We start from the raw sequence: 24620 nt of genomic DNA on the forward strand, positions 1-24620 counted from the left end.
ATTAGTGGGCAGTCGAAGTTTCCTGCTCGGATCCTGGGTCCGAAGCATCGACTGTGGCTGTGTCGGCCCACCGGCGCTCGCGCGGCAGCCAGAGTGTCAGCACGCTGCTGACCAGGAGTAGGGCTGCATTGACTGTGAGGGCGCCTTGGAGACCGCCTGCCAGTGCCGCCGCCTGATCAACCCCGGACTCGGCGAGTGCACCGGACCGGACGAAGAAGATCGAACCAGCCAGGGCGATCCCCATGGCTACTCCGAGCTGGTCGGCCGTGTTGAGCACACCCGATGCCGATCCCGCATCGCGCAGCGGGACACGTTCAAGAACGATATCCACCACCGGCCCAACAACCAGCCCGACGCCGAAACCCGCCAGGACCAGACCGGGCGCCTGCTGCCACGGACCCGTCGCGCCAGCGGACGCCGTGGTCAGTAGCACCAGCTGGCCGACCGCGGCCACGGCGGTACCGACAGTCAGCACATACACGCCGAACCGGGCGACCAGCGACGACGAGATCGTCGCGCCGACCATGGTCGCCAGTGGCGCGGCCATGGTCGTCAGCCCCGCCGCCAGCGCGGAATAACCCAGCCCCTGCTGCAGGTACAGCGTGAACACGAAGTACAAGCTGAAAGCCGCTCCGAAAAACACCAGGCACACCGTCAGACCGATAACGAAGGCGCGCTGACGGAACAGAGCCGGGGGCACCAACGGCGACCCACCTGCGGCTTCGGTAGCGCGCTGGGTCCGCCAGAACAACCATCCCAGGGGCAGAGAGGCGACCATAAGTGCCGCGATCCACCACGGCCAGCCGAGGCCCTCGCCCTGGATCAGCGGGAAAAGCAGGGCCAGCAACGCCGCGGTCAGCACCAGTCCTCCGACCAGATCCAGCCCGCCCGCCGGACGGGCCGCACGCGACTCGCGGACGTAAATCCAGGCTCCGACGAGGGTGATCAGCCCGATCGGCAAGTTGATCAGGAAAATCGGCCGCCACGTCAGCCCACCGAGGTCTGCGGCCAGCAGTAGTCCGCCCAACGGCGGACCGATCGCCGCGGAGACTCCTGACACCGCGCCGAACAAGCTGAAGATCGTAGCCCGCTCACCCGGTGGGAAGCTGATCTGGAAGATCGACAGGCTCTGCGTCACCACCAGGGCCCCGGCCGCACCCTGCAGGATCCGGCCCGTCAGGAGCACACCAGCCGTCGAGGCGAGCGCACAGATCGTCGACGCAGCCACGAACCCCGCGACACCGATGAGCACCAGCCGACGGTGACCGTAGATGTCACCCAGCCGTCCAGCTAGGACCTGCGACAGGGCAAACGTCAACGTGAAGGTCGCCACGATCCATTGCAGCTGGGACTCCGAGGCACCGAGGTCACGCTCAAGCGTGGGTAGAGCGACGTTCACGACCGTGGTGTCGATCAGGATCATCGCGATGGACAGCAGCAGGAACGCCGACATGATCCACCTGTGCCTGCCAGACGCGGCCGCCTGCGCTGTCGTAGCCACCCCATGCCCCTTACCATAAGAAGATAACGTCTCAAGTGTCCTAGCAACTAGCGGAAGTAGATTCCTGTGGGCAAGGAAACCGAAGGTCGAGATCGTTGTCAACCCGTCAACCTAGACAGGGCGGGTCTAACGGCCGTACGGGTACATATGGCATGCGTGGTGACCCTATCGGCCATCAACCGCTCGGGGGCGCGAATCGGAGAGATACTCGGCATCGGGCAACGAGGGGTGGACACTGGCTGGTTCAGCCACGAATCCGCTGTGCAGCAAGCCTTCACCTCACTGATCCGCAAGGAGCATGCCGGCCGGGACCAGACTCTGATGCAGCGCATCTGGGGCCCCGGCAACCTCACCGGCGCTGAGTCGTCGAAGCGGGCACCCCTCAGCAGAGCCCTGGCCGGAGGTGGCCAGCTTGATCAGCCAACCGATGATCCGTTCGCATCCATCCTTCATCGCTACTGGTGTGCCCCGGGTTGTCCGGAGGTGAGTTGTTGGATTTCATGCCACTCGATCTTGGATGGAGAGTGGCATGGGACGACGTAGATACCCGCCGGAGTTCCGGCGCAAGGTCCTGGACCTGGTCGAGGCCGGTCGACCGGTCGCCGAGGTCGCACATGACCTGGGGATCAGTGACCAGACGATCTACACCTGGCGGCGACAAGACCGCATCGACCGTGGCCTGGAACCCGGGCTGACCAGCAGCGAGAAGGCAGAGCTGACGCAGGCCAAGCGCCGGATCGCGGAGCTGGAGACGGAGCTGCGAGCGACCCAGCGGGCGATCGAGCTCACGCGAGAGGTGGTGTCCCCAAAAGGAAGTACGAGGCCGTCAAAGTGATGGCCACCGAAAACATCCCCGTTGAGGTGTCCTGCCGGGTGCTCGACATCTCCGTGTCGGGTTACTACGAGTGGCTTACTCGAAGGCCCTCGGCACGATCCGTGCGGCATGCCTGGCTGACTGACCTCATCACTGAAGTGCATCAGCATTCCCGCGGCACCTACGGTTGAAGTGTTCCCGACGGATCCATGCTGAGCTGCGGCTGGGCCGTGGCGTCGAGGTGGGACACGGGGCGGTGGAAATGCTCATGCGCCGAGCCGGACTGGCCGGTGTGTCCGGCCGGCGAGGATGGCGCCGACCCAAACCGGATCAGATCGCCACCGACCTGGTCGATCGCGACTTCACCCGCGCCGAGCCCGATCAGCTGTGGCTGACCGACATCACCGAACACCGCACCCGGGAGGGCAAGGTGTACTGCGCAGTCGTGCTCGACGCATATTCTCGCCGTGTTGTGGGGTGGTCCATCGACTCCTCGCCCACCTCAGCACTCGTCACGAACGCGCTGGGCATGGCCATCGACAACCGTCAGCCCACCGGCGGTGGCATCATCCATTCCGACCAGGGAGTGCAGTTCGCGTCCTGGGCTTTCACCCAGCGTGCCAGGGATTCCGGGCTCGTTCCCTCGATGGGCAGCATCGGCGACTGCTATGACAACGCGATGATGGAGTCCTTCTGGTCCCGCATGCAGGCCGAGTTGCTCGACCGGCAACGCTGGCGCACTCGCCTGGAACTGGCCAACGCCATCTTCGAGTACCTCGAGATCTGGCACCACCGCCAACGGTGCCACAGCCGACTCGACATGCACACCCCGATCGAGTACGAACGCAGACAGCTCGCCGTGGCATGAAATCCAGAAATCCAGCTCCGCCAAACCCGGGGCACACCAAAGTGTCCGGTCCACCGGGGGAAGCTCAGCCTTGTCGGAGGCCAGCTGCTGGGCCGCAGCCGTGTACAGCTCGGTGATGCGCCGCTCGTCGGCATCGTGCCCCTTTTGCAGCAGGTCGACCTCGGTGGTGCGCTGCCGACGCGCGGTCAACAACAGCGCGGCCCCTCCACCGGTGCCCAGGGCGATGGTGCCGGCCAGCTTGATGGCCTCCAGCCGGATCTTGTCCTCGGCTGTGCCGCTGCCGAAGATCACCATCAGCACCGCGGCCGCGAGCACCCCCACGAGCACCACCACGACCGCGCCCAGCCAGATCCCCCACATCGGAATCGGCCGCACCGACGCCTGCCGACCAGCAGCACGGTTTCCGCTGCGAGCACGCCTCACCATCCGCGGGAGCCCGACAGCCAAGAGCAGCAGCACCCCGGCCAGCGTCACCGTCCCCGCAGCGCCCCAGGACTCAAGGACGTGCGCGCCCCAGGCAGCCACCGCTCGCCAGGCACCGAGAGCAGGAGCCCGCTGGCTACGAGCGCCACCGCGGCCAGCACGAGCCACGTCGAGCCCCGGGCCAGCCTCAGCCAGGCCACCGCCTTTCGCACAAGCGCATCCCGCACGGGGCCACGATCACACCGGCTCTCTCTCACGTGTGGCGCTTCAAGCCAGTGAGGGTGATGACCGCCCTCCGGCTCGAGGCCAGTCCCGCGGGACCGTATTGGGACAGGACAGCCGTACACGGCCGGGCTCCGCCGGAGACACCCGGACCAGACAGACGAAACCCCGTGCCCTGCCTTCGCAGGTCACGGGGTCGTCGGTGCTGGGTGCCGGGTAGAGGATTCGAACCTCTGAAGGCAGTGCCGGCTGATTTACAGTCAGCTCCCTTTGGCCGCTCGGGCAACCCGGCTGGCAGCTCTTCATCGCTGTCGGGGACATACCCTACCCGCCGCTCTCAGCCATCTCCGAAGGGGGTGGGGACCCGGGTAGCGTGAAACCGTTGACCCGACACAGCTGGAGGTGACTTCGGTGGCATCAACCTCGTCGTTCGACGTGGTCAGCAAGACCGACACGCAGGAAGTCGACAACGCCCTGAACCAGACGGCGAAGGAGCTGGCGAACCGCTTCGACTTCCGCGGCACGGGCACGAAGATCTCCTGGGCCGGCCAGGACGCGGTCACCGTCGAGGCCGAGACCGAGGAGCGCTGCCGCGCCGCCGTCGACGTGTTCAAGGAGAAGCTCGTCAAGCGCGGCGTCTCGTTGAAGGCGCTCGACCTCGGCGAACCCCGCTCGTCCGGGCAGACCTACCGCATCGCCGGTTCGATCGTGCAGGGCATCTCGCAGGAGGTGGCCAAGAAGATCAGCAAGAAGATCCGCGACGAGGGGCCCAAGGGGGTGCAGGCGCAGATCCAGGGCGAGCAGCTGCGCGTGACCGCAAAGAAGAAGGACGAGCTGCAGGCCGTGATCCAGCTGCTCAAGGAGGCGGACTTCGAGGTGGCGCTGCAGTTCGAGAACTACCGGTGACCGGGTGATTCGGTGAGGGGAATCGTCCTCGCGGGGGGCAGCGGCACGCGCCTGCACCCGCTGACGCAGGCGGTGTCCAAGCAGCTGCTCCCGGTGTACGACAAGCCGATGGTGTACTACCCGCTGTCGGTGCTGATGCTCGCGGGCATCCGCGAGATCATGATCATCTCGACTCCGCAGGACGTCCCGCTGTTCCGCCGCCTGCTGGGCGACGGCTCGCAGTTCGGCCTGCACCTGCAGTACGCCGAGCAGCCCGAGCCGAACGGACTCGCAGAGGCCTTCCGCATCGGCGCCGACTTCATCGGCGACGACTCGGTGGCCCTCGTGCTCGGCGACAACATCTTCTACGGGCAGGGCTTCTCCGGCATGCTGCAGCGCTGCGCGGCGGAGCTGGACGGCTGCACGCTGTTCGGCTACGCCGTGCGCGACCCGGAGCGCTACGGCGTCGGCGAGGTGGACGCCGCCGGCAAGCTGGTCTCCCTGGAGGAGAAGCCCAGCGCTCCGCGGTCGAACACGGCGATCACCGGGTTGTACTTCTACGACAACGAGGTCGTGGACATCGCGGCGGGGTTGCGGCCCTCGCAGCGGGGCGAGCTGGAGATCACCGACGTCAACCTCGCCTACGTGCGGCGCGGGCGCGCGCACCTGGCCCGGCTGGGGCGCGGTTTCGCCTGGCTGGACACCGGCACGCACGACTCCCTGCTGGAGGCGGGCCAGTTCGTGCAGGTGCTGGAGCACCGCCAGGGCGTGCGCATCGCCTGCCTGGAGGAGATCGCCCTGCGCATGGGCTACATCACCGCCGAGGAGTGCCTCGAACGCGGCCGACTGCTGGCCAAGTCGGGCTACGGCGAGTACGTCATGGCGCTCGCGCGCGACGCCGGCGCGCAGGGCTGAGCGCACCGCCCGCCGGGTGCCCGCGGGCGCCCGGCGGGCGGATCACATCCGCGGGAGCTCGCGCCCCGCCATGCCCTCGAGCCGCTGCACGCGCTCGCTGATCGGCGGGTGCGTGGAGAACAGCCGCGCCATCCGCTCGCCCGGCCGGAACGGGTTGGCGATCATCAGGTGCGACTGCGAGGCCAGCTTCGGCTCCGGCGGCAGCGGCGCCCGCTGGGTGCCGCGCTCCAGCTTGCGCAGCGCCGAGGCCAGGCCGAGCGGGTCGCCGGTGAGCTCCGCGCCGGAGGTGTCGGCCTGGTACTCGCGCGAGCGGCTCACGGCCATCTGCACCACGGCGGCGGCGATCGGGCCGAGCAGCGCGACGAGCAGCATCCCGAACGGGTTGCCGCCCTCCTCGCGGGAGCCGCCGAACATGCCGAACAGCAGCCCGAAGTTCGCCAGGAAGGTGATCACGCTGGCCAGCGCCCCGGCCACGCTGGAGATGAGGATGTCGCGGTTGTACACGTGCGAGAGCTCGTGCCCGAGCACCGCGCGGATCTCCCGCTCGTCGAGCAGCTCCAGGATGCCGGCGGTGCAGCACACCGCCGCGTTGCGCGGGTTGCGGCCGGTGGCGAAGGCGTTCGGCGCCTGCGTCGGGCTGATGTACAGCGCGGGCATCGGCTGCCGCGCCGAGGTGGACAGCTCCCGCACGATCCGGTGCAGTTTCGGCTGCTCGGCCTCGGAGACAGGCCGTGCGCGCATCGCGCGCAGCGCCAGGTTGGCGGAGTTGAAGTAGGCGTAGCCGTTCATGCCGAGCGCGACGACCAGCGCGACGACCAGACCGAACGAGCCGAACATGCGCCCCACGAGCAGCACGAGCGCGCTCATGCCGCCCAGCAGCAGCGCGGTCTTCAGACCGTTGAACCGACCGTGCACCGTGCCTGCCTTTCACGTTCCGTACCCGAACGGGGGCGGGTTCCCGCCCTCCGGGCCCTCCCGCGTGTTTTCCACCTCTGGTAACAAGAACGCTCCGCGAGGGGCTCAGGTTCCCTCGGACCTCCTCCTCGCGGGGGTACTGTGGCGAGCCGCACGAACCCGAATGCGGATCACTTTCAGTAATCGACGATCATGCCGGAAGGCCAGGCGAGCGAGCAGGAAGCGATCGTCCGCGCGAAGACACTACGAAAGGGGTCTGCATGGCACTGGGTAGGCTGCTGCGCCGCCGCTCGAAGCGCTCGGGCGGAAGCGGTCGCGCGGAACGCGCCGGGTCCATCCTCCCGCCGACACCGCTGGACAGCGGCATCCTCAGCGGGCAGGTGCACGACGACGAGGAGAAGCTGCTGCCCGGAGTGACGGTGACCGTGGCCAACCGGCTCAACCAGCAGGTCGCGCAGTGCACCACCGACACCTACGGGTACTTCGTCACCGCCCTGCCGCCCGGCGAGCACCGGGTCGCGATCTCCGCGGGCGGCTACCAGCGGCTCGCCAAGCGCTGCGAGATCCGCGTCAACCAGCACACCACCCTCGGCGGTGTGCAGCTGGAGCAGGACCCCGCGCTGGAGCTGCCCGAACCCGGCGTGTGGAAGTTCGACCCGTACCACACCGAGATCCGGTTCACCGCCCAGCACATCGGCATGTCCCAGATCCACGGGATGTTCAGCAGCTTCGACGGGCGGATCATCGTCGGCCCGCGGGTCGAGGACTCGCGCGTGGAGGTCGTCATCGACGCGGCCAGCGTCGACACCGGCGTGTCCATGCGCGACGACCACCTGCGGTCGGCCGACTTCTTCGACGTGGAGAACCACCCCCGGCTGTACTTCTCCAGCGATCGGCTCACCCCGCTGCGCGGCAACCAGTGGTCGGTGCACGGCCAGCTCACGCTGCGCGGCCACTCCAGCCCGGTCGATCTCAACGCCGTCTACCTCGGCCAGCGGCGCTTCCCGGGTCCCGGTTTCGACAACGACCTGCGGGTCGGCGCGCACGCGACGACCACGCTGCGTCGCGAGGACTACGCGGTGAACTGGCAGGCCACCCTCGCCAAGGGCATCGCCGTGGTCGGCCCGACCATCGAGGTCGAACTGGGCGTCCAGGCGGTCAAGGAGAGCTGACGTCCGGGCGACCCCGCGGGCGGTCCGGCGCACCCCGCCGACCGCCCTGCGGGGGCGGCGGCTCAGGCGGACGCGTCGGCCGGGTGCTCGGCGTGCAGCTCCATCGTGCAGCACTTGGGCCCGCCGCCGGACTTCCGCAGCTCGGAGACGTCCACCAGCAGCGGTTCGTACCCGCGCCGGGAGAGCTGCTCGGCCAGCCCCGTGGCCTCCTGCGGCAGGACCACGTGGCGTCCGTCCGAGATGCCGTTCAACCCCAGGCAGGCCGCGTCGGCCGCCGAGGCCTCCACCGCGTCCGGGAACAACCGGCGCAGCACCGCGACCGAGCCGGCCGAGAACGCCCCCGGGTAGTAGGCGATCCGCGCCCGCTCGCCCTGGGCGAGCACGAACAGCGCCGTGTCCAGGTGGTAGAAGCGCGGATCGATCAGGCGCAGCGACACCACCGGCACGCCGAGCACTTCCTGCGCTTCTCCGTGCGCCCGCGGATCGGTGCGGAAACCGCTGCCCGCCAGCAGCAGGCGCCCCGTCCACGCGAAGTCCCCCTCGGCCTCGTTGACGTGCTCGGGCATCACCACGTCGCGGAAACCGGACTCGAGGAACCACCGGCGGAAGTGCTCGGCCTCCGGGGCGCGCTCGTGCGAGCGGAACCGCGCGCCCAGCACGCGCGAGCCGACCACGGTGCCGGAGTTCGCCGCGAAGACCATGTCGACCAGGCCCGGCACCGGCGGCGCCGTGCGCACCTCGTGCCCCAGCGCGGTGTAGCAGTCCCGCAGCGCTTCCCACTGGCGCATGGCCAGCTCCGCGTCCACCGGGGTGTCCGGGTCCATCCACGGGTTGATCGAGTACTCGACCGCGAAGTACCGCGGCGGGCACATCACGTACCGCCGCGTTCGGGCCGCGGGCGTGCCCGCCGTCACCGCGTCAGGGCCAGCGAGTACCGTCATGAATCGAAATCTAATGACGCTCGCGACGAGCTTCAATCGGCGTTTGTTGCACCGACTGCGGCAGAATGTTGCACATGGATGCGCTGGATCAGCTAATCGTTTCGCACCTGGTGGCGAATGCGCGCGCCAGCTACGCGGAGATCGGGGCCGCGGTGGGCCTGTCCGCGCCTGCCGTGAAGCGGCGGGTGGACCGACTGCTCGACGAAGGAACGTTGCGCGGGTTCACCGCGGTCGTCGACCCCGAAGCCCTCGGCTGGGGCATCGAGGCGTTCGTCGAGGTGCACTGCAACGGCAACGTCCCCGCGGGCAACCTCCGCCAGGGCCTCGAACCGCTGCCCGAAGTCGTCGCGGCCTACACCGTCTCCGGGCAGGCGGACGCCATCGTGCACCTCCGCGCGGCCGACATCCACCACCTGGAGCAGGCGATGGAACGGCTGCGCGCCGTGCGCTTCATCGAGCGCACCGTCTCCACCGTCGTGCTCTCGCGGCTGCTGGAGCGATCGCCGAGCCCCGGCTGGGACACCTGAGGGCAGTTTCCGCTGTCCGGGGCGGGAGGTCGGGGGCAGCTGGGAGGTCGGGGCAGCTGGGAGGTCGGAGGCGGCTGGGAGCGCAGGAGGTTCCGCCACGAGAGCTCGTGCTCAGAAGGACGCCGACCGCATTACCCGTCCCAGCTCCGGAATCCGGCCGTTTCCGCGTCCTCGGTGGTGCGGAACCACACGTCGGCCACGATCCCGTCGTACTGCGGCGAGTCCGGCGTGTGGTACTGGCGCGAGGCGGCGTGCCCCTTGATCAGCGGCCCCACCGAACCGGCGAGGATCTCCCCGTCCGGCCCGGGGCGCTCCGCCGCTCCGGGGGTGCGGCGCGGCAGGCCCGCGTCGGACTCCCCCGGCGCCGCCTCGGCGCTCCCGGTCTCCGGTGCGGCCGAGCCCCGCTCGGCCTCCTCCGGCTCCTCGGGGGCCGCTGCGGGCTGGGCAGCGCCCTCGTCCCGCGCACCCTCCGGCGCGCCGCTGTCGTGCTCGGGCCGCTCGGCGCCGTCCGGGGCCACCCCGGTGAGGCTGCCGCGCACGGACACCTCCCCCCGCCTGCGCCAGCGCGCAGCCGTCGCCGCGGCGGCGCGCGCCGCCGCCTCCGACGTCCCCTCGTCGGCGCGGGTCCCGGGCTCCTGCTCGGCGGGTTCTTGCTGGGCGGGTTCTTGCTCGGCGGGTTCTCGCTGCTCCGGTTCCTGCTGGGCGGGCCGTGGCGGCGCGGGTTGCTCCGCCGCGGTGTCCGCGCCCGCCGGCTCCTCGAGCGCGGGCTTCTGGAACCAGGTGTTCCCGCTCGCGTCCTGCTCCGCCGCCTCGAACGGCACGGCCCCCGGAGGGGTCGCGCTGAACCGGATCGGCAGTTCCGGCTCCACCGGGACCTCGCGCGTGGCTCCACCGGGGGTCTCGGGGCCGGGGGTGTCCGGGCCGGGGATGTCGGGCCGCGGCGGCCGGGTCGCGGGCTCGTCGAAGGTGTACGGGCGCGGGGCGAGCGGTCCGGCCGAGACCTCGTGCTCCCCCTGCTCGAACGGGTGCGGCGCGCGCCGCGCCGGCTCGGCGCCGGGCTGCTCGACCGGAGCGGCCCCCGCGGTGGGCGCGTGCGGATCGGCCCCCTCGTTCTGCGCTACCGGGCTCCGCACTGCACCGGTGTCCTGCGCGGCCGGGGTGTCGGCGGCCCCGGGAGCCTGCGCAGCCGGGTCCTGCACGGCGGGGCTCCGCGCGGGGTGCGGAGCTCGCAGCTGCGGACGCGTGCGGCTCTCGTCCGCCGGCTGCTCCCCGGCCCACTTGGCCGGCGCGCCCCGCTCGGCCGGCGCACTCGACTCGGCCGGCGCGGCCATATCGCTCGATTCCGCGGGCGCAGCCGGCTCGCCCCGCTCGGCCGGCGCGGTCCAGGCCTGCCAACCGCGCTCGTCGTCCTCGCCGCGCTCGTCGAGGATGTCCAGCAGCTCCGCCTCGCGCGGCGGTTCAGTCGGCGGTTCCGCCTCGCGCAGCGGCCCGGCCGCCAGCTCCTCCTCGAGCCGGGCGAGGTCCTCCTCGCGGGCGCGCAGGCGTTTCTGCAGCGGCCGCACGAACAGCACGAAGTTCACGAGCACGCCGAGCACGAACGCCGCGAAGCTCCACAGCCAGACCTGGGTGAACAACCAGGACGTCACGTCCGCTGCCTCCTCACCGACATCCGAGGATCGTCGTGCATGCGCGGCACCCGCGCGGAAACGCCGCGGCCCGCCCCGGCGAGCGCGGCCCGGCCGCCTCGTCGCAGCGCACGGCTCCCATCCGCGAGCACTACCGCGTCCGGTCCACCACGTAGTCGACGACCGCGGCCAACGCGTCCCGCGCCGCGCACTCCGGCAGCTGCGCCAGCTCCTTGCGCGCGTCGCCCGCGAACTCGTCCAGCTTCGCCCGGGTCCGCTCCAGCCCGTTCGACGCGCGCAGCAACCGCAACGCCTCCGCGACGTCGGCGTCCTCGGTCAGCGGGGACCCCAGCAGGTCCTGCAACCGCGGGTCGGCGTCGGGCTCGCTCAGCGCGTAGAGCATCGGCAGCGTCCGCACCCCCTCGCGGAGATCGGTGCCCGGCGTCTTGCCGGACTCCGCGGCCGGGGAGGCGATGTCGATGATGTCGTCGGAGATCTGGAACGCCGCGCCCACGGCCTGCCCGATCCGCTCGAGCGCCCGCACGTGCTCCGCCGAGGAGCCGGAGAACCACGCGCCGAACCGGCCGGCGGCCGCGATGAGCGAACCGGTCTTCTCGTAGATCACCCGCAGGTAGTAGTCGACCGGATCGGTGTCGTTGCCCGGCCCGGTCGTCTCGCGGATCTGCCCGGTGACCAGCGACTCGAACGTCTCCGCCATCTGCCGGGAGGCCTCGCTGCCCAGCTCGGACATGAGCCGCGAGGCCTGGGCGAACAGGAGGTCGCCGGTGAGGATGGCCACCGAGTTGTCCCAGCGGGCGTTGGCGCTGGTCGCCCCGCGCCGCATCGTGGCCTCGTCCATCACGTCGTCGTGGTAGAGCGTGGCCAGGTGCACCATCTCGACGGTGGCGGCGGACTTGATCACGCCCTCGGCCCGCGGGTCGCCGAAGTGGCCGGCCAACAACGCGAACAGGGGGCGGAACCGCTTGCCGCCCGCCTCCACCAGGTGCAGCGAAGTGCGGGTCGCGAACTCGAGATCGCTGCGCACCGACTCGTGCAGGAGCTGCTCCACGCGGAGCATGCCCTCCCGCACGGAGTCGGCCAACGCCTCGTCGACCGCTCGTCCCGGAGCATCGGCCACACCCCTGGTCAGCTCACTGATCGGATCACCCGCTGGCGTGCTCACGTCACCGTCGCCTTCGCTCCCCGGATCCTCGCCTGCCGGCGAGCACTCTACGACACGAAGCCACCGACGTTCGCCCAGTCCAGGACCGGAGTGGGCCAGACGCCCAGCAGCAGGGTCACCACGACACCGAGCGTGATCGCCGCTGTCGTGAACGCGCCCGGCACGCTGACCGTCGGACCGTCCTCGGCGGGTTCGCGCAAGTGCATCCGCACGACCACCTGAAGGTAGAAGTAGGCCGCGACCGCGCTCGCCACCAGGGCCACCACCACCAGCGGCGCCATGCCGGCCGACCACGCGGCCTCGAACACGACGAACTTCCCGATGAAACCGCTGGTCAGCGGAATGCCGGCGAGCGAGAGCAGCAGGAAGGTGAACACCCAGGCGAGCAGCGGGGAACGTTTCGCCAAACCGTTCCAGTCCGAAAGGTGACCAGCCTCACCGCGTCCGGAGCGCACCAGACTCGTCACACCGAACACGGCGATCGTGGTGAACCCGTAGGCGAGCAGGTAGAACAACGTGGCCGACAGGCCCCGCCCGGTCAGCGCGATCGCGCCGATGAGCAGGAAGCCCGCGTGCGCCACCGAGGAGTAGGCGATCATCCGCTTGACGTCCTGCTGGGTCAGCGCGAGCACCGCGCCGATGAGCATCGACGCCACCGCCACGACCTGCAGCACGCCGTTCCACTCCCAGCTGGAGGCCTCGAACGCCACGTGCAGCACGCGCAGGATCCCGCCGAACGCGGCCACCTTCGTGCAGGCGGCCATGAACGCGGTCACCGAGGTCGGCGCGCCCTGGTACACGTCGGGCGTCCAGGTGTGGAACGGGCCGACCGAGGCCTTGAACAGCAGCCCCACGACGAGCAGTCCCAGCCCGGCGAACAGCAGCGTGTCCGAGCGGTCCGTGCCGGCGGTGGCCTCCGCGATCGCCGAGAGGTGCACCGAGCCCGCGTAGCCGTACAGCAGCGACAGGCCGTACAGGAAGAACGCCGAGGCGAACGCGCCGAGCAGGAAGTACTTCACCGAGGCTTCCTGCGACAGCAGCCGGCGCCGCTTGGCCAGCCCGCACAGCAGGTACAGCGGCAGGCTCAGCACCTCCAGGGCGACGAACATCGTCAGCAGGTCGTTGGCCGCGACGAAGACCATCATCCCGCCGAGGGAGAACAGGGCCAGCGGGAAGACCTCGGTGCGCATGTCCACCGCCGCGGCCTCGGCGCGGCTCATCGCCCCGGGCCCGCCGACCCCGGCCGGCTCCGCCTGCTCCAGGCCGGACTCGGCGACGAACGCCCCGCCCGGTTCGACCGAGCGGTCCGCGAGCAGCAGCACCGCGGCCAGGCCCAGCACCAGCAGCGTTCCCCACAGGAACAGCGCCGGGCCGTCCACGGCGAGGCGGTCGGCCAAGGTCACCGTCCCCGGCGCGCCCGCCCGGGCGACGACCGCGACCACGCCGGCGACGAGCGCCGCCAGTGTCGTGACCACCTGCCACGACCAGCGCTGCCGCCGCGGCGCGAACGACTCGATGAGCACGCCGACGCAGGCCGCGCCGAAGACCACCAGCAGCGGGGCGACCGCGGCCCAGTCGATCGACGGCGGCGGCTGCGGCTGCGCGAGCACCGCGTTGCCCGTCAAGAGCCCCGTGACCACGTCAGTTACCTCCCTGTACGGCGGCGGGGTCGCTGACGCCGACTTCCTGCATGGTCGCCGCGACCGACGGGTTGATCACGTCCAGCACCGGCTTCGGGTACAGCCCCAGCCCGATCACGAGCACCACCAGCGGGGCGAGCACCGCGAGTTCGCGCCCGCCCAGGTCGCGGATGCCGCGCGGGGCCGTGCGCTCCGGATCGCCGACCGCGCCGGGACCGGGCGCGGCGGCGAGCAGCGCGTCACCGCCGAGGGGACCCTGCATCGTGCGCTGGTAGAACCACAGCACGTACACCGCGGCCAGCACCATGCCCACCGAGGCCAGCACCGCGTACACCGGTTCGCTGCGGAAGGCGCCGAGCAGCACGAGGAACTCGCTGACGAAGGAGTTCGTCCCGGGCAGCGACAGCGTGCTCAACCCGCCGACGAGCAGCATGCCCGCCAGCACCGGGGTCACCTGCGCCATGCCGCGGTAGTCGGCGATCCGGGTGGACCCGCCGCGGGTGATCATCATGCCGATGACGAGGATGAGCATGCCGGTGGCGATGCTGTGGTTGACCATGTACGAGGCCGCGCCCACCTGCGCCTGCGCGGTGAAGGCGAAGATCCCCAGCGCGATGAACCCGAAGTGCGCGATGGAGACGTAGGCGACCAGCCGGGTCAGGTCGCGCTGCCCGAACGCCTGCAGCGAGCCGTAGAGCACGCCGACCACGGCCAGCACCAGCCCCAGCGGCGCCAGGGTCCGCGCCGCGTCCGGGGCCAGCGGCAGCCCGTAGCGCAGGAAGCCGAACGTGCCGACCTTGTCGAGCACGCCGACGACGAGCACGGTCACCCCGATCGGGCTCGCCTGCGCCGCGTCCGGCAGCCACGTGTGGAACGGCACCAGCGGCGCCTTGATGGCGAAGGCGGCGAAGAAGCCGAGGAACAGCCACACCTGTACCGACAGCGGCGCGTCCGCCAGCACCGGGACGAGCCGTTCCCAGTCGAACGTCCCGCGGCCGGTGACCTGCCCGCTGTAGACGTACGCGCCGATCGCCGAGCCGAGCATGAGCAGCCCGCCGAAGAACGAGTACAGGAAGAACTTCACCGCGGCGTACTGGCGGCGCTCACCCCGGCCGTAGCCGCCGATGAGGAAGTACATCGGGATGAGCATCAGCTCGAACAGCACGTAGAACAGGAACAGGTCGGTGGTCGCGAAGACGCCAACGAGCACGGCCTGCTGCACCAGCAGCAGCGCGAAGAACCCGCCGTGGGTGCGCCCCGCGGGCAACCGCTCCCCCCAGCTGTAGGCCAGCACCAGCGGCACGAGCAGCGCGATGACCGCGATCATCACCAGCGCGATGCCGTCCACGGCGAAGGCGAAGCGCACGTCGAACGCGGGGATCCACGGCGCCGAGGCGGCCAGCTGCAGCCGCTCGCCCACCGGGTCGTAGGCGCCCCAGGCGACCGCGGCCACGACGAGCTCGGCCAGCGACACGGCCAGGGCGGTCCACTTCGCCGCCGACGGAGCTGCCCGCAGCAGCGCGACGACCACCGATCCGGCCAGCGGCAGCAGGATCAGGACGGGCAACAGGGTCATCGGCTCTCCTCCCGAAGCGCGCAAACCGGGCTGGGCTCCCGCACACCGCTACGGCCTGTTCCATCGACGGCGCAGCCGCTTGTCCCGCCACTGCCCAAGCAACGTGCACCGCCGCGGGTTCTCAGCGCTCTTCCTGGAGCGGTGCAGGGGGCTGCATGAGGAGGGGCACCCGCACTCCGGGGGAGCGCCGAGGTTCCGCTGCGGAAGCCCGTACGCAACTCACATCTGAAACGCTCTCCGGCCCAGGTCATACCGGCACTCCCACCGCCATCAGGGCGGCGATCAGCACGATCCCGCCGACGAGCATGGACAACGCGTACGAGCGGACGAACCCGGTCTGCAGCCTGCGCGCGTAGCTGGATCCCACGCCGAGCACGCCGCCCACGCCGCGCACCGTCCCGTCCACAGCGGACTGGTCCACTGTCACCAGACCTCGGGTGAGCGCGAACGCCGGCCGCACCGCCAGCACGTCGTTGAGCGCGTTGCCGCCGAGGTCGGCGCGGGCCGCGCGCACCAGCAGCGAGACCCGCTGCGGACGCCGCACCGGCACCTCGTCGCGGCCGACCGCCAACCACGCCACGAGCACGCCGAGCGCGGACACGCCCACCGTCAGCACCGGGATCGCCGCGTGCGGCAGCGCGGTGTGCCCCTCCTCCAACGCCCCGAGCGCCGGCTGCAGGAAGCCGACCAGCCGGTCACCGGAGGCGAAGAACAGGCCCGCCCCCGCCGAACCGACCGCCAGCAGCACCATCGGCACCGTCATCACCGCCGGGGACTCGTGCGGGTGGTACTCGGCGTCCGTCTCGGTGCGCAACCGCGCCCAGCGCCGCTCGCCGAAGAACGTCAGCAGCACCAGCCGCGTCATGTAGAACGCGGTCAGCCCCGCGCCGAGCAACGCCGCACCGCCGAACGCCCAGGCGCGCCAGCCCTCCTGGGCGAACGCGGCCTCGATGATCGCGTCCTTGGAGTAGAACCCGGACAGGAACGGGAACCCGATGATGGCCAGGTAACCGAGGCCGAAGGTGGCGAACGTGACCGGCAGGTAGCGCCAGAGCCCGCCGAAGCGGCGCATGTTCACCTCGTCGGACATGGCGTGCATGATCGAACCGGCGCCGAGGAACAGCCCGGCCTTGAAGAAGCCGTGCGTGAGCAGGTGCATGATGCCCAGCGCGTAGCCGGCGGGTCCGAGGCCGACCGCCAGCATCATGTACCCGATCTGGCTGACCGTGGAGTAGGCCAGCACCTTCTTGATGTCGTCGTAGGCGCAGCCGATGACGCAGCCGACCAGCAGCGTCACCGCACCGACGAGCGCCACGGCCAGCTGCCCGCCCGGCGAGAGCGAGTACAGCGGGTTCGCCCGGGCGATGAGGTACACCCCGGCGGTGACCATCGTCGCGGCGTGGATCAGCGCGGAGACCGGGGTGGGACCGGCCATCGCGTCCGGCAGCCACGCCTGCAGCGGCACCTGGCCCGACTTGCCGCACGCGCCCAGCAGCAGCAGCAGCGTGATCGCCAGCAGCACGCCCGAGGGCAGTTCCCCGGCGCGGGCGAACACCTCGGTGTACTGCGTGGTGCCGAGGTGCGCGAACAGCAGGAAGATCGCCAGCGCCAGTCCCACGTCGCCGACGCGGTTCATCACGAACGCCTTCGTCGCCGCGCCCGCCGCCGAGGCCCGGTGCTGCCAGAACCCGATGAGCAGGTACGAGGCGAGTCCGACGCCCTCCCAGCCGAGGTAGAGCGTCACGAACCCGTTGCCGAGCACCAGCACGAGCATCGCGGCGACGAACAGGTTCATGTAGCCGAAGAACCGGCGGCGCTCGGCGTTGTCCCGCCCGGTGCGGCCCTGCTGGTCGCTGGCCATGTAGCCGACCGAGTAGATGTGGATCAGCGCGCCCACGCCGGTGATCAGCAGCACGAACACCAGCGACAGCGGGTCGAGCCGCATGCCGAAGTCGACCTGCAGGCTGCCCACCGGGATCCACGAGAGCAGGTGCAGCTCGCGCACCTGCCCGGACTGCGGCGTCCCGGCCACCGACCCGAACAGGGCGAGCCCGTACGCGAACGACGCGACAACGGTGGCGCAGCCCAGCAGGTGGCCCCACCCGTCGGCGCGCCGTCCCGCCAGGAGCAGGACCAGCGCGCCCAACGCGGGCAGGGCGACGAGCAGCCACGCGTTCTGCTGCACACCGCCGGTCGCCTGCAGGACCTCCGCGGGCTCGGCGAGCATCGGCCCGGTACTGCGGATTCCCGTCACCACGCGCCCCCTCAGTACTTCAGCAGGTTGGAGTCATCGATCGAAGCCGACCGACGCGTGCGGAAGATGGACATGATGATCGCCAGACCCACGACGACCTCGGCGGCGGCGACCACCATCACGAAGAACGCCATCACCTGGCCGTGGATCGTTCCCTCGATGCGCGCGAACGTCACCAGCGACAGGTTCACCGCGTTGAGCATCAGCTCGATGCACATGAACACGACGATCGCGTTGCGGCGCACGAGCACGCCGACGACACCGATGGTGAACAGCAGCGCGGACAGCAGCAGGTAGTGCGTCGGCGTCACTGGCGGACCTCCTCGGACGAGACGGGCCCCGAATCCGGATCCACCGGGTCGTCGGCGGACGCGTCCCGCTGCCGCGGCGCTGCAGCGTCGTCCCCGCCGGCGGGACCGGCCTGCCCGGCGTGCTGCGCACCGCCCGCGGGCGCACCACCGTTCTTGCCGCGCCACCGCGGTTCCTCCGCGCGCGACTCCGCGGCGGCCTCGGCCTGCCCGCTCTCCTCGCCGGTGAGCGCGTGCGGGCTCGGCTCGGCACCGGAGCCGGCCACCACCTCGCGCTCGGCCAGCAGCTCCTCGGTGGGGACGCTCCGCAGGATCTCCGACAGCGAATCCGGCGCGACCGAACCGTCCGGCAGCAGCGCGGGCGTGGCCACCGAGTTCGCCGTGGCGTACACGCCGGGGCCGGGCAGCGGCGACGGCCGCCCGCTGCGCAGCCGCTCCTGCACCCAGTGCTTCTGGCTCGTGCGCGGGCGCTTGCCCTTGCCGCCGTAGGCCAGCACCATCGCGCCCACCGCGGCGGTGATCAGCAGCGCCGAGGTGAGCTCGAACGGCAGCAGGTAGTCGGTGAAGATCACGCGCCCCAGACCGCCGGCACCGCCGCCGGCCGGGTCCCACGGGTTCAGCGGCGCGGCCACCGGGACGTCGGCCACCGCGCGGGCCAGGCCGGTGGCCAGCAGCGCGGCCAGCGCGATGCCGCCGATGCCGGCCCAGACGCGCTGCCCGCGCAGCACCTCCACCACCGAGTCGGAGGCGTCGCGGCCGACCATCATGAGCACGAACAGGAACAGCATCATGATCGCGCCGGTGTAGACGATGATCTGGGTGAACCCCAGGAACTGCGCGCTCTGGGCCATGTACAGCACCCCGAGCCCGAGCATCGTCAGCACCAGCCACAGCGCCGAGTGCACCGCGTTGCGCGCGAACACCATGCCCAGCGCCCCGAGCAGGGCCAGCGGCCCGACGACCCAGAAGACCACCGCCTCGCCCAGGCCGATGGGGCTGCCGGCCTGGGCGAGCACGTGGGCGTGCGGGGAAATCGTGCCGGCGACGTCCATCACCGGGCCTCCTCGTTTCCGGACTCGACCGTGGCGCCTTCCGGGACCCCGCTCTCCCGCGCGATCTCCGGCCCGCGCACGTAGTAGTCCTGCTCGTCCGAACCCAGTCGCATCGGGTGCGGCGGGGACTCCATACCCGGCAGCAGCGGGGCGAGCATGTCCTCCTTGGTGTAGATCAGGTTCTGCCGGTCGTCATCGGCCGTCTCGTACTCGTTGGTCATCGTCAGCGCGCGCGTCGGGCACGCCTCGATGCACAGGCCGCAGCCGATGCAGCGCAGGTAGTTGATCTGGTAGTCCTTGCCGTACCGCTCCCCGGGCGAGTAGCGCTCCTCCTCGGTGTTCGTCCCGCCCTCGACGAAGATCGCGTCGGCGGGGCAGGCCCAGGCGCACAGCTCGCAGCCGACGCACTTCTCCAGCCCGTCCGGGTGCCGGTTGAGCTGGTGCCGCCCGTGGAAGCGGGGCGCCGGGATCTTCTTGACCTCCGGGTACTCCTCGGTGACCACCTTCTTGAACATGGTCGAGAAGGTGACGCCGAAGCCTTTGACCGAATCGAACATTCCCATCAGGGCGCCTCCTTGCCCGAGTTGTCATCAGCGGTGCCGTCCGCTGCGGACCGCTCACCGGCGCCCACCGGCTCCGCGGGCGGCCCCGAGCCCGGCTCCGGACGCCGCGGCGCGGGCGGCACCTGCAGATCCGCGGGCGGCACGGGGAAACCGCTGTCGCCGACCGGCGGTTCCGCGCTGCGCTGCGGGGGTTCGCGCCTGGGCAGCGCGACGGCCGCGAGCACCGCGAGCGCGACCACCACACCGCCGACGGCGAGGAACTGCGGCGTGGTCAGCACGCCCTCGGCGCGCACGGCGCGGATCAGCGTGAGCGCCACGATCCACAGCAGGCTGAGCGGGACGAGGACCTTCCAACCGAGGTCCATGAACTGGTCGTAGCGCATCCGCGGCAGCGTGCCGCGCAGCCAGATGAAGACGAACAGCAGCACCAGCGTCTTGCCCAGGAACCACAGGACGGGCCACCAGCCCTCGTTGAGCACGCCGCCACCGATCACCGACAGCGGCCAGGGGGCGTGCCACCCGCCGAGGAACAGGGTCGTCGCCAGCGCGGAGACGTTGACCATGTTGATGTACTCGGCGAGGAAGAACAGCGCGAACTTCAGCGACGAGTACTCCGTGTGGAAGCCGCCGACCAGTTCGGACTCCGCCTCGGGCAGGTCGAACGGGGCGCGGTTGGTCTCGCCGACCATCGACACGGCGAAGACGACGAAGCTGATCGGCAGGATGAACGCGAACCACCCGCCGGACTGGGCCTCGACGATGCCGGACGTGGACAGCGTGCCCGAGTAGAGGATGACCCCGATCAGCGACAGCCCCATGGCGATCTCGTAGGAGATCACCTGCGCCGCCGAGCGCAGCGACCCCAGCAGCGGGTAGGGCGAGCCGGAGGCCCAGCCGCCGAGCACGATGCCGTACACGCCGACGGCGGTGGCCGCCAGCACCACCAGCAGCCCCACCGGCAGGTCGGCCAGCTGCAGCGCGGTGCGCTCGCCGAAGATCGTCACCTCGCCGCCGACCGGGATCACCGAGAACGCCACCAGCGCAGGGGTCGCCGACATCACCGGCGCGAGGAAGTACACCCACTTGTCCGCCAGGACCGGCCGGATGTCCTCCTTGAACGCGAGCTTGATGCCGTCGGCCAGCGACTGGAGGATGCCGAACGGGCCGGCCCGGTTCGGACCGGGGCGGTGCTGCATCCTGCCGAGGACCCGCCGCTCGCCCCAGATCGTCAGCAGCGTCATCACGACGAGGAACGCGAAGATCGCCACGACCTTGAGCAGGATCAGCCAGAGCGGGTCGTCGGCGATCAGGCGCGCGTTCTCGGTCATGCCTCACCACCCCCGTCGTGCGCCGTCCCGTCGTGCGCCGCCCCCGCGCGTGCGGCGTGGTGCCCGTTGCGGCGCGCCCCGGCCGGTTCGGCCCCCGGGTCCGCGGCGCCGACGGGGACGAGGTCCACCCGCGTCCCGTGCCCGCCCCCGAGCTCGCGGCGCACCCGCGCGTGCCCGGAGTTGCCGGGGACCCAGACGACGCCGTCGGGCATCTCCGCCGTGGTCACCGGCAGCGTGATCGCACCCCGCGCGGTGCGCAGGGACACCGACTGCCCCTCGGCGAGCCCGTGGCCGCGGGCCGTGCCCGGCGAGAGCACCGCCCGCACCTCGCGGGCCGTTCCCGCCAGCGCGGGTTCGTCCACCTGCATCGAACCGTTGTCCAGCAGCTGCTGCCACGTCGCCAGCAGCGCCTGCCCCGGTCCCGCCGGCGGCGCGGCCACCAGCGGGTCGTCGGGCTCGCGCGGGCGGGCCGGCGGGCCCAGCTGCTCGGACAGCCGGGCCAGCTCGCGGCCGGACACCGCCGGCGTCTGGGTGTAGATGTCGACGTCCATCTCCACGGCGAGCGTGTCCAGCACGCGGCAGTCGGCGACGGCTCCGGTGCCGTCGATGGTCGTGCTGAACGGGCGCTCGCGGCCTTCCCAGTCCAGGTACGTCCCGGACTTCTCCACGGCCGGCGCCACCGGCAGCACCACGTCGGCGTGCTCGGTCACCGCGCTCGGGCGGATCTCGCAGCTGACGACGAACCCCGCGCTCGCCAGCGCCTGCCCGCCCAGCTGCGGATCGGGCAGGTCGTCGACCTCGAACCCCCCGCACAGCAGGCCGGACAACGCCCCCTCGGCCGCGGCGCGCAGCATGGCCGCCGCATCGCGGCCCGGCGCGGACGGCACCGCGCCCGCAGCCAGGCCCCAGGCCCGTTCCAGCTCCTCGCGGACCGCCGCGTCGCCCACCGGGTGCCCGCCGGGCAGCAGCGAGGGCAGCGCTCCGGCGTCGATCGCGCCGCGCTCCCCGGCGCGCCGCGGGACCCAGGCCACCCGCGCTCCCGTGCGGTGCGCGGTGCGCAGCACCTCCGAGTACAGCCCGGGCACTTCGGCGGCGCGCTCCCCGACGAGCAGCACCGAGCCCGGCGAGGCGAGCGCTTCGGCCAGCTCCGCCGGCGGATCGGCCAGCACCGCCGCCTCACCGCCGGGTGCGCAGGGCACGAGGTCTCCCGCGCGCAGCGGACCGCCGGCCAGCGCGATCGTCGTGGTCTTGTCCACGCCGGGCGAGCGCCACGGGGCGACGTGGTACATCCGGGTCCCGTGGTCGCGCGCGGCCTTGCGCAGGCGGAGGAAGACGATCGGCGACTCCTCCTCCGGCTCGAACGCCACCGACACCACCGCGGGGGCGGACTCCAGGTCCCGGTAGGTCACCCCGCCGGTGCCGGGCGTGGCGCCCGCGACGGTGGACTCGAGGAAGCGCAGCTCCTCCGCCGAGTGCGGGCGGGCGCGGCAGTCCACGTCGTTCGTGCCGAGCACCGCGCGCGCGAACTTCGCGTAGGCGTAGGCGTCCTCGCGGGTGAGCCGCCCGCCGGGGAGCACGCCGACACCGCGGTCGGCGCGCGCCCGCGCGAGCCCGTCCGCGGCCAGCCGCAGCGCCTCGGTCCACGAGCTCTGGCGCAGCGCGCCGTTCTCGCGCACCAGCGGCCGCCTGATGCGGTCGTCGGCGTCGGCGTAGCGGAAGGCGAACCGGCCCTTGTCGCAGATCCACTCCTCGTTGACCTCCGGGTCGTTGCCGGCCAGCCGGCGCATCACCGAGCCGCGGCGCCAGTCGTTGCGGATCTCGCAGCCGGAGGCGCAGTGCTCGCACTGCCCCGGGGTGGACACCAGGTCGAACGGGCGGGAGCGGAACCGGTACTGCTCGCTGGTCAGCGCACCGACCGGGCAGATCTGGATGGTGTTGCCGGAGAAGTAGGACGTGCCCGGGTGCCCCTCGGCGGTGCCGATCTGCTGCTGCGGGCCGCGTTCCAGCATCTCGATGAACGGATCGCCGGCGATCTGCTGGGCGAAGCGGGTGCACCGCTGGCACAGCACGCAGCGCTCGCGGTCCAGCAGGATCTGCGAGTTGATCGAGATCGGCTTGGGGAAGGTGCGCTTCTCGTCCCGGAACCGGGACACGGCGCGGCCGTGCTTGAGCGCCTGGTTCTGCAGCGGGCACTCCCCGCCCTTGTCGCAGATGGGGCAGTCGAGCGGGTGGTTGATCAGCAGCAGCTCCATCACGCCCTGCTGCGCCTTGTCCGCCACGGCCGAGCTCTGCTGCGTGCGCACCACCATGCCCGAGGAAACCCGAATGGTGCACGAGGCGGCGGGTTTCGGCATCGGCTTGCCGTTCACCTCGACCTCGACCAGGCACTGGCGGCACGCTCCCGCCGGGTCGAGCAGCGGGTGGTCGCAGAACCGCGGGATCACCGCGCCGATGCGCTCGGCGGCGCGGATGATCAGTTCCCCCTCGGGGGCGTCGACCTCGACACCGTCGATGGTGAGCCGAACATGGCCCTCGGGTACCGGGTGCGTCTCGGTTTCGGGTGCCACCGTCATCGCGCCGCTCCTACCAGTGCGGATTCGCCGGACTGCTCCTGCCCGGGGTGCTCGTTGGCCCGGCACAGGGCCAGAAACTCCTCGCGGAAGTAGTGGATGCCGCTGGTGATGGGGCTGACCGCGCCGTCGCCGAGCGCGCAGAACGACCTGCCGAACACGTTGTCGCAGACGTCGAGCAACGTGTCGATGTCCTCGTGCGTGCCGTTGCCGGCGAGCATGCGCTCCAGCACGCGGGACAGCCAGAACGTCCCCTCGCGGCAGGGGGTGCACTTGCCGCAGGACTCGTGCTCGTAGAACTGGGTCCACTTCATCACCGCCCACGGCACGGAGACGGTCTCGTTGAACACCATCAGCGCCGTCGTGCCGAGCATCGACCCGGCCTCGCCAGCGCCCTCGAAGTCCAGCGGCACGTCCAGGTGGTCGGCGGTGAGCAGCGGGGTGGACGACCCGCCGGGCGTCCAGAACTTCAGCGGGACGCCGTCCTTCATCCCGCCGGCCAGCTCCAGCAGCTCCCGCAGGGTCGTGCCGAGCGGCGCCTCGTACTGCCCGGGGTGCTCGACGTGGCCGGAGATCGAGTAGATCTTCGGGCCGGGGCTCTTCTCCCGCCCCATGGAGCGGAACCAGTCGACGCCGCCGCCCACGATGTCGGGCACCGAGCAGATCGTCTCCACGTTGTTCACCGTGGTGGGGCACGAGTAGAGCCCGGCCTGCGCGGGGAACGGCGGTTTCAGCCGCGGCTGGCCGCGCTTGCCCTCCAGCGAGTCCAGCAGCGCTGTCTCCTCGCCGCAGATGTAGGCGCCCGCGCCGGGGTGCACCACGACGTCCAGGTCGAACCCGGAGCCGAGGATGTCCTCGCCGAGGTAGCCGGCGTTGCGGGCCTCGTTGACCGCGTGCGCGAGCCGCCGCTGGCACTGCAGCGCCTCGCCGCGCACGTAGATCAGGCACGTGTTCGCGCGCATCGCGTAGGCGGCGATGACGCAGCCCTCGATCAGCGAGTGCGGGTCGGCCATCATCAGCGGCACGTCCTTGCACGTGCCCGGCTCGCCCTCGTCGGCGTTGATCACCAGGTAGTGCGGTTTCACCGGGTCCTTCGGCATGAAGCCCCACTTCACCCCGGAGGGGAAGCCCGCACCTCCGCGTCCGCGCAGCCCCGCTGCCTTGACCGCCTCGGTGATCCGGTCGGGTTCGGCGGCCAGCGCCTTGCGCAGCGCGGTGTAACCGCCGAGCTGCTCGTAGGTGGGCAGCCGCCACGCGTCGGGCGTGGACCACCGCCGGGTCAGCACCGGGGTGAGCGGGTGCGTGCCGGACGTCTGCGTACCGGGCGACTCAGTCATG

Annotated in this window: 18 protein-coding genes, 1 tRNA gene and 1 pseudogene; 5 read left to right on the plus strand and 15 right to left on the minus strand. The window is 71.2% G+C overall.

What is annotated here, in order from left to right:
• Position 1: 1 nt before the first annotated feature.
• Positions 2–1453 carry an MFS transporter gene (locus ACVGV0_RS21300; RefSeq protein ID WP_459157464.1) on the minus strand — a complete coding sequence of 484 codons (1452 nt, stop codon included), beginning with the start codon at positions 1451–1453 and terminating at the stop codon, positions 2–4.
• A 577-nt stretch (positions 1454–2030) separates the two neighbouring features.
• Between ACVGV0_RS21300 and ACVGV0_RS21305 the strand changes: the two are divergent.
• Positions 2031–3183: pseudogene (locus tag ACVGV0_RS21305) on the plus strand (IS3 family transposase).
• Positions 3184–4038: 855 nt separating this feature from the next.
• Here ACVGV0_RS21305 and ACVGV0_RS21310 read toward each other — a convergent pair.
• A tRNA-Tyr gene (locus ACVGV0_RS21310) sits at positions 4039–4120 on the minus strand.
• Positions 4121–4239: 119 nt separating this feature from the next.
• Between ACVGV0_RS21310 and ACVGV0_RS21315 the strand changes: the two genes are divergently transcribed.
• Positions 4240–4734, plus strand: a complete 495-nt coding sequence (locus ACVGV0_RS21315; protein WP_459157465.1) for a YajQ family cyclic di-GMP-binding protein — start codon at positions 4240–4242, stop codon at positions 4732–4734.
• A 12-nt stretch (positions 4735–4746) separates the two neighbouring features.
• The gene (rfbA, locus tag ACVGV0_RS21320; RefSeq protein ID WP_459157466.1) at positions 4747–5628 is read left to right on the plus strand and encodes a glucose-1-phosphate thymidylyltransferase RfbA; all 882 of its coding nucleotides are present in this window, start codon (positions 4747–4749) and stop codon (positions 5626–5628) included.
• Between the two features lie 42 nt (positions 5629–5670).
• On the opposite strand, the gene htpX is transcribed toward rfbA, so the two are convergent.
• Entirely contained in the window at positions 5671–6543 is an 873-nt protein-coding gene (htpX, locus tag ACVGV0_RS21325; RefSeq protein WP_459157467.1) for a zinc metalloprotease HtpX, read from the minus strand.
• 260 nt (positions 6544–6803) lie between these two features.
• Here htpX and ACVGV0_RS21330 point away from each other — a divergent pair, with 260 nt between their 5' ends.
• Positions 6804–7715, plus strand: a complete 912-nt coding sequence (locus ACVGV0_RS21330) for a YceI family protein (RefSeq protein WP_459157468.1) — start codon at positions 6804–6806, stop codon at positions 7713–7715.
• A gap of 62 nt (positions 7716–7777) precedes the next feature.
• On the opposite strand, the gene ddaH is transcribed toward ACVGV0_RS21330, so the two are convergent.
• Complete coding sequence (ddaH, locus tag ACVGV0_RS21335; RefSeq protein WP_459157469.1) at positions 7778–8656, minus strand: dimethylargininase; 879 nt, start codon at positions 8654–8656, stop codon at positions 7778–7780.
• A gap of 74 nt (positions 8657–8730) precedes the next feature.
• On the opposite strand from ddaH, the gene ACVGV0_RS21340 reads away from it, so the two are divergent.
• Positions 8731–9183 carry an Lrp/AsnC family transcriptional regulator gene (locus tag ACVGV0_RS21340; RefSeq protein ID WP_459157470.1) on the plus strand — a complete coding sequence of 151 codons (453 nt, stop codon included), beginning with the start codon at positions 8731–8733 and terminating at the stop codon, positions 9181–9183.
• A 131-nt stretch (positions 9184–9314) separates the two neighbouring features.
• On the opposite strand, the gene ACVGV0_RS21345 is transcribed toward ACVGV0_RS21340, so the two are convergent.
• The 11 genes from ACVGV0_RS21345 to nuoF all read right to left on the minus strand — a co-directional run bounded on the left by ACVGV0_RS21345 (position 9315) and on the right by nuoF (position 24619).
• Positions 9315–10829 carry a sunset domain-containing protein gene (locus ACVGV0_RS21345; RefSeq protein ID WP_459157471.1) on the minus strand — a complete coding sequence of 505 codons (1515 nt, stop codon included), beginning with the start codon at positions 10827–10829 and terminating at the stop codon, positions 9315–9317.
• Between the two features lie 130 nt (positions 10830–10959).
• Positions 10960–11991, minus strand: coding sequence for a polyprenyl synthetase family protein (locus tag ACVGV0_RS21350; protein ID WP_459157472.1), 1032 nt, complete (start codon positions 11989–11991; stop codon positions 10960–10962).
• A gap of 47 nt (positions 11992–12038) precedes the next feature.
• The gene (gene nuoN, locus ACVGV0_RS21355; RefSeq protein WP_459160088.1) at positions 12039–13601 is read right to left on the minus strand and encodes an NADH-quinone oxidoreductase subunit NuoN; all 1563 of its coding nucleotides are present in this window, start codon (positions 13599–13601) and stop codon (positions 12039–12041) included.
• Between the two features lie 31 nt (positions 13602–13632).
• Complete coding sequence (locus tag ACVGV0_RS21360; RefSeq protein WP_459157473.1) at positions 13633–15207, minus strand: NADH-quinone oxidoreductase subunit M; 1575 nt, start codon at positions 15205–15207, stop codon at positions 13633–13635.
• Positions 15208–15454: 247 nt separating this feature from the next.
• Positions 15455–17434, minus strand: coding sequence for an NADH-quinone oxidoreductase subunit L (gene nuoL / locus ACVGV0_RS21365; RefSeq protein ID WP_459160089.1), 1980 nt, complete (start codon positions 17432–17434; stop codon positions 15455–15457).
• 38 nt (positions 17435–17472) lie between these two features.
• Entirely contained in the window at positions 17473–17772 is a 300-nt protein-coding gene (gene nuoK, locus ACVGV0_RS21370) for an NADH-quinone oxidoreductase subunit NuoK (protein WP_459157474.1), read from the minus strand.
• Positions 17769–18821: an NADH-quinone oxidoreductase subunit J gene (locus ACVGV0_RS21375; protein WP_459160090.1), complete on the minus strand. Its 1053-nt coding sequence runs from the start codon at positions 18819–18821 to the stop codon at positions 17769–17771. Before ACVGV0_RS21375 ends, nuoK begins: the two co-directional genes overlap by 4 nt.
• Complete coding sequence (gene nuoI / locus ACVGV0_RS21380; RefSeq protein ID WP_459157475.1) at positions 18821–19384, minus strand: NADH-quinone oxidoreductase subunit NuoI; 564 nt, start codon at positions 19382–19384, stop codon at positions 18821–18823. The genes ACVGV0_RS21375 and nuoI overlap by 1 nt, the downstream gene beginning before the upstream one ends.
• On the minus strand, positions 19384–20712 hold the full coding sequence (nuoH, locus tag ACVGV0_RS21385) for an NADH-quinone oxidoreductase subunit NuoH (RefSeq protein WP_459157476.1): 1329 nt from the start codon (positions 20710–20712) through the stop codon (positions 19384–19386). The genes nuoI and nuoH overlap by 1 nt, the downstream gene beginning before the upstream one ends.
• Positions 20709–23285 (minus strand): NADH-quinone oxidoreductase subunit G, encoded by a 2577-nt coding sequence (locus ACVGV0_RS21390; protein ID WP_459157477.1) that lies wholly within the window; start codon positions 23283–23285, stop codon positions 20709–20711. The genes nuoH and ACVGV0_RS21390 overlap by 4 nt, the downstream gene beginning before the upstream one ends.
• Positions 23282–24619 (minus strand): NADH-quinone oxidoreductase subunit NuoF, encoded by a 1338-nt coding sequence (gene nuoF, locus ACVGV0_RS21395; RefSeq protein WP_459157478.1) that lies wholly within the window; start codon positions 24617–24619, stop codon positions 23282–23284. Before nuoF ends, ACVGV0_RS21390 begins: the two co-directional genes overlap by 4 nt.
• Between the last annotated feature and the right edge of the window lies 1 nt (position 24620).

It is taken from the genome of Salinifilum ghardaiensis, assembly GCF_054491345.1.

Bases quoted from the DNA above. Each gene is read 5' to 3' on its own strand.
- ACVGV0_RS21330 (WP_459157468.1), top strand. From the start codon at position 6,804: ATGGCACTGGGTAGGCTGCTGCGCCGCCGCTCGAAGCGCTCGGGCGGA.
- ACVGV0_RS21390 (WP_459157477.1), bottom strand. From the start codon at position 23,285: ATGACGGTGGCACCCGAAACCGAGACGCACCCGGTACCCGAGGGCCAT.
- ddaH (WP_459157469.1), bottom strand. From the start codon at position 8,656: ATGACGGTACTCGCTGGCCCTGACGCGGTGACGGCGGGCACGCCCGCG.
- nuoI (WP_459157475.1), bottom strand. From the start codon at position 19,384: ATGGGAATGTTCGATTCGGTCAAAGGCTTCGGCGTCACCTTCTCGACC.
- nuoF (WP_459157478.1), bottom strand. From the start codon at position 24,619: ATGACTGAGTCGCCCGGTACGCAGACGTCCGGCACGCACCCGCTCACC.
- ACVGV0_RS21340 (WP_459157470.1), top strand. From the start codon at position 8,731: ATGGATGCGCTGGATCAGCTAATCGTTTCGCACCTGGTGGCGAATGCG.
- nuoL (WP_459160089.1), bottom strand. From the start codon at position 17,434: ATGCTCGCCGAGCCCGCGGAGGTCCTGCAGGCGACCGGCGGTGTGCAG.
- ACVGV0_RS21360 (WP_459157473.1), bottom strand. From the start codon at position 15,207: ATGACCCTGTTGCCCGTCCTGATCCTGCTGCCGCTGGCCGGATCGGTG.
- nuoH (WP_459157476.1), bottom strand. From the start codon at position 20,712: ATGACCGAGAACGCGCGCCTGATCGCCGACGACCCGCTCTGGCTGATC.
- ACVGV0_RS21375 (WP_459160090.1), bottom strand. From the start codon at position 18,821: ATGGACGTCGCCGGCACGATTTCCCCGCACGCCCACGTGCTCGCCCAG.
- ACVGV0_RS21300 (WP_459157464.1), bottom strand. From the start codon at position 1,453: ATGTCGGCGTTCCTGCTGCTGTCCATCGCGATGATCCTGATCGACACC.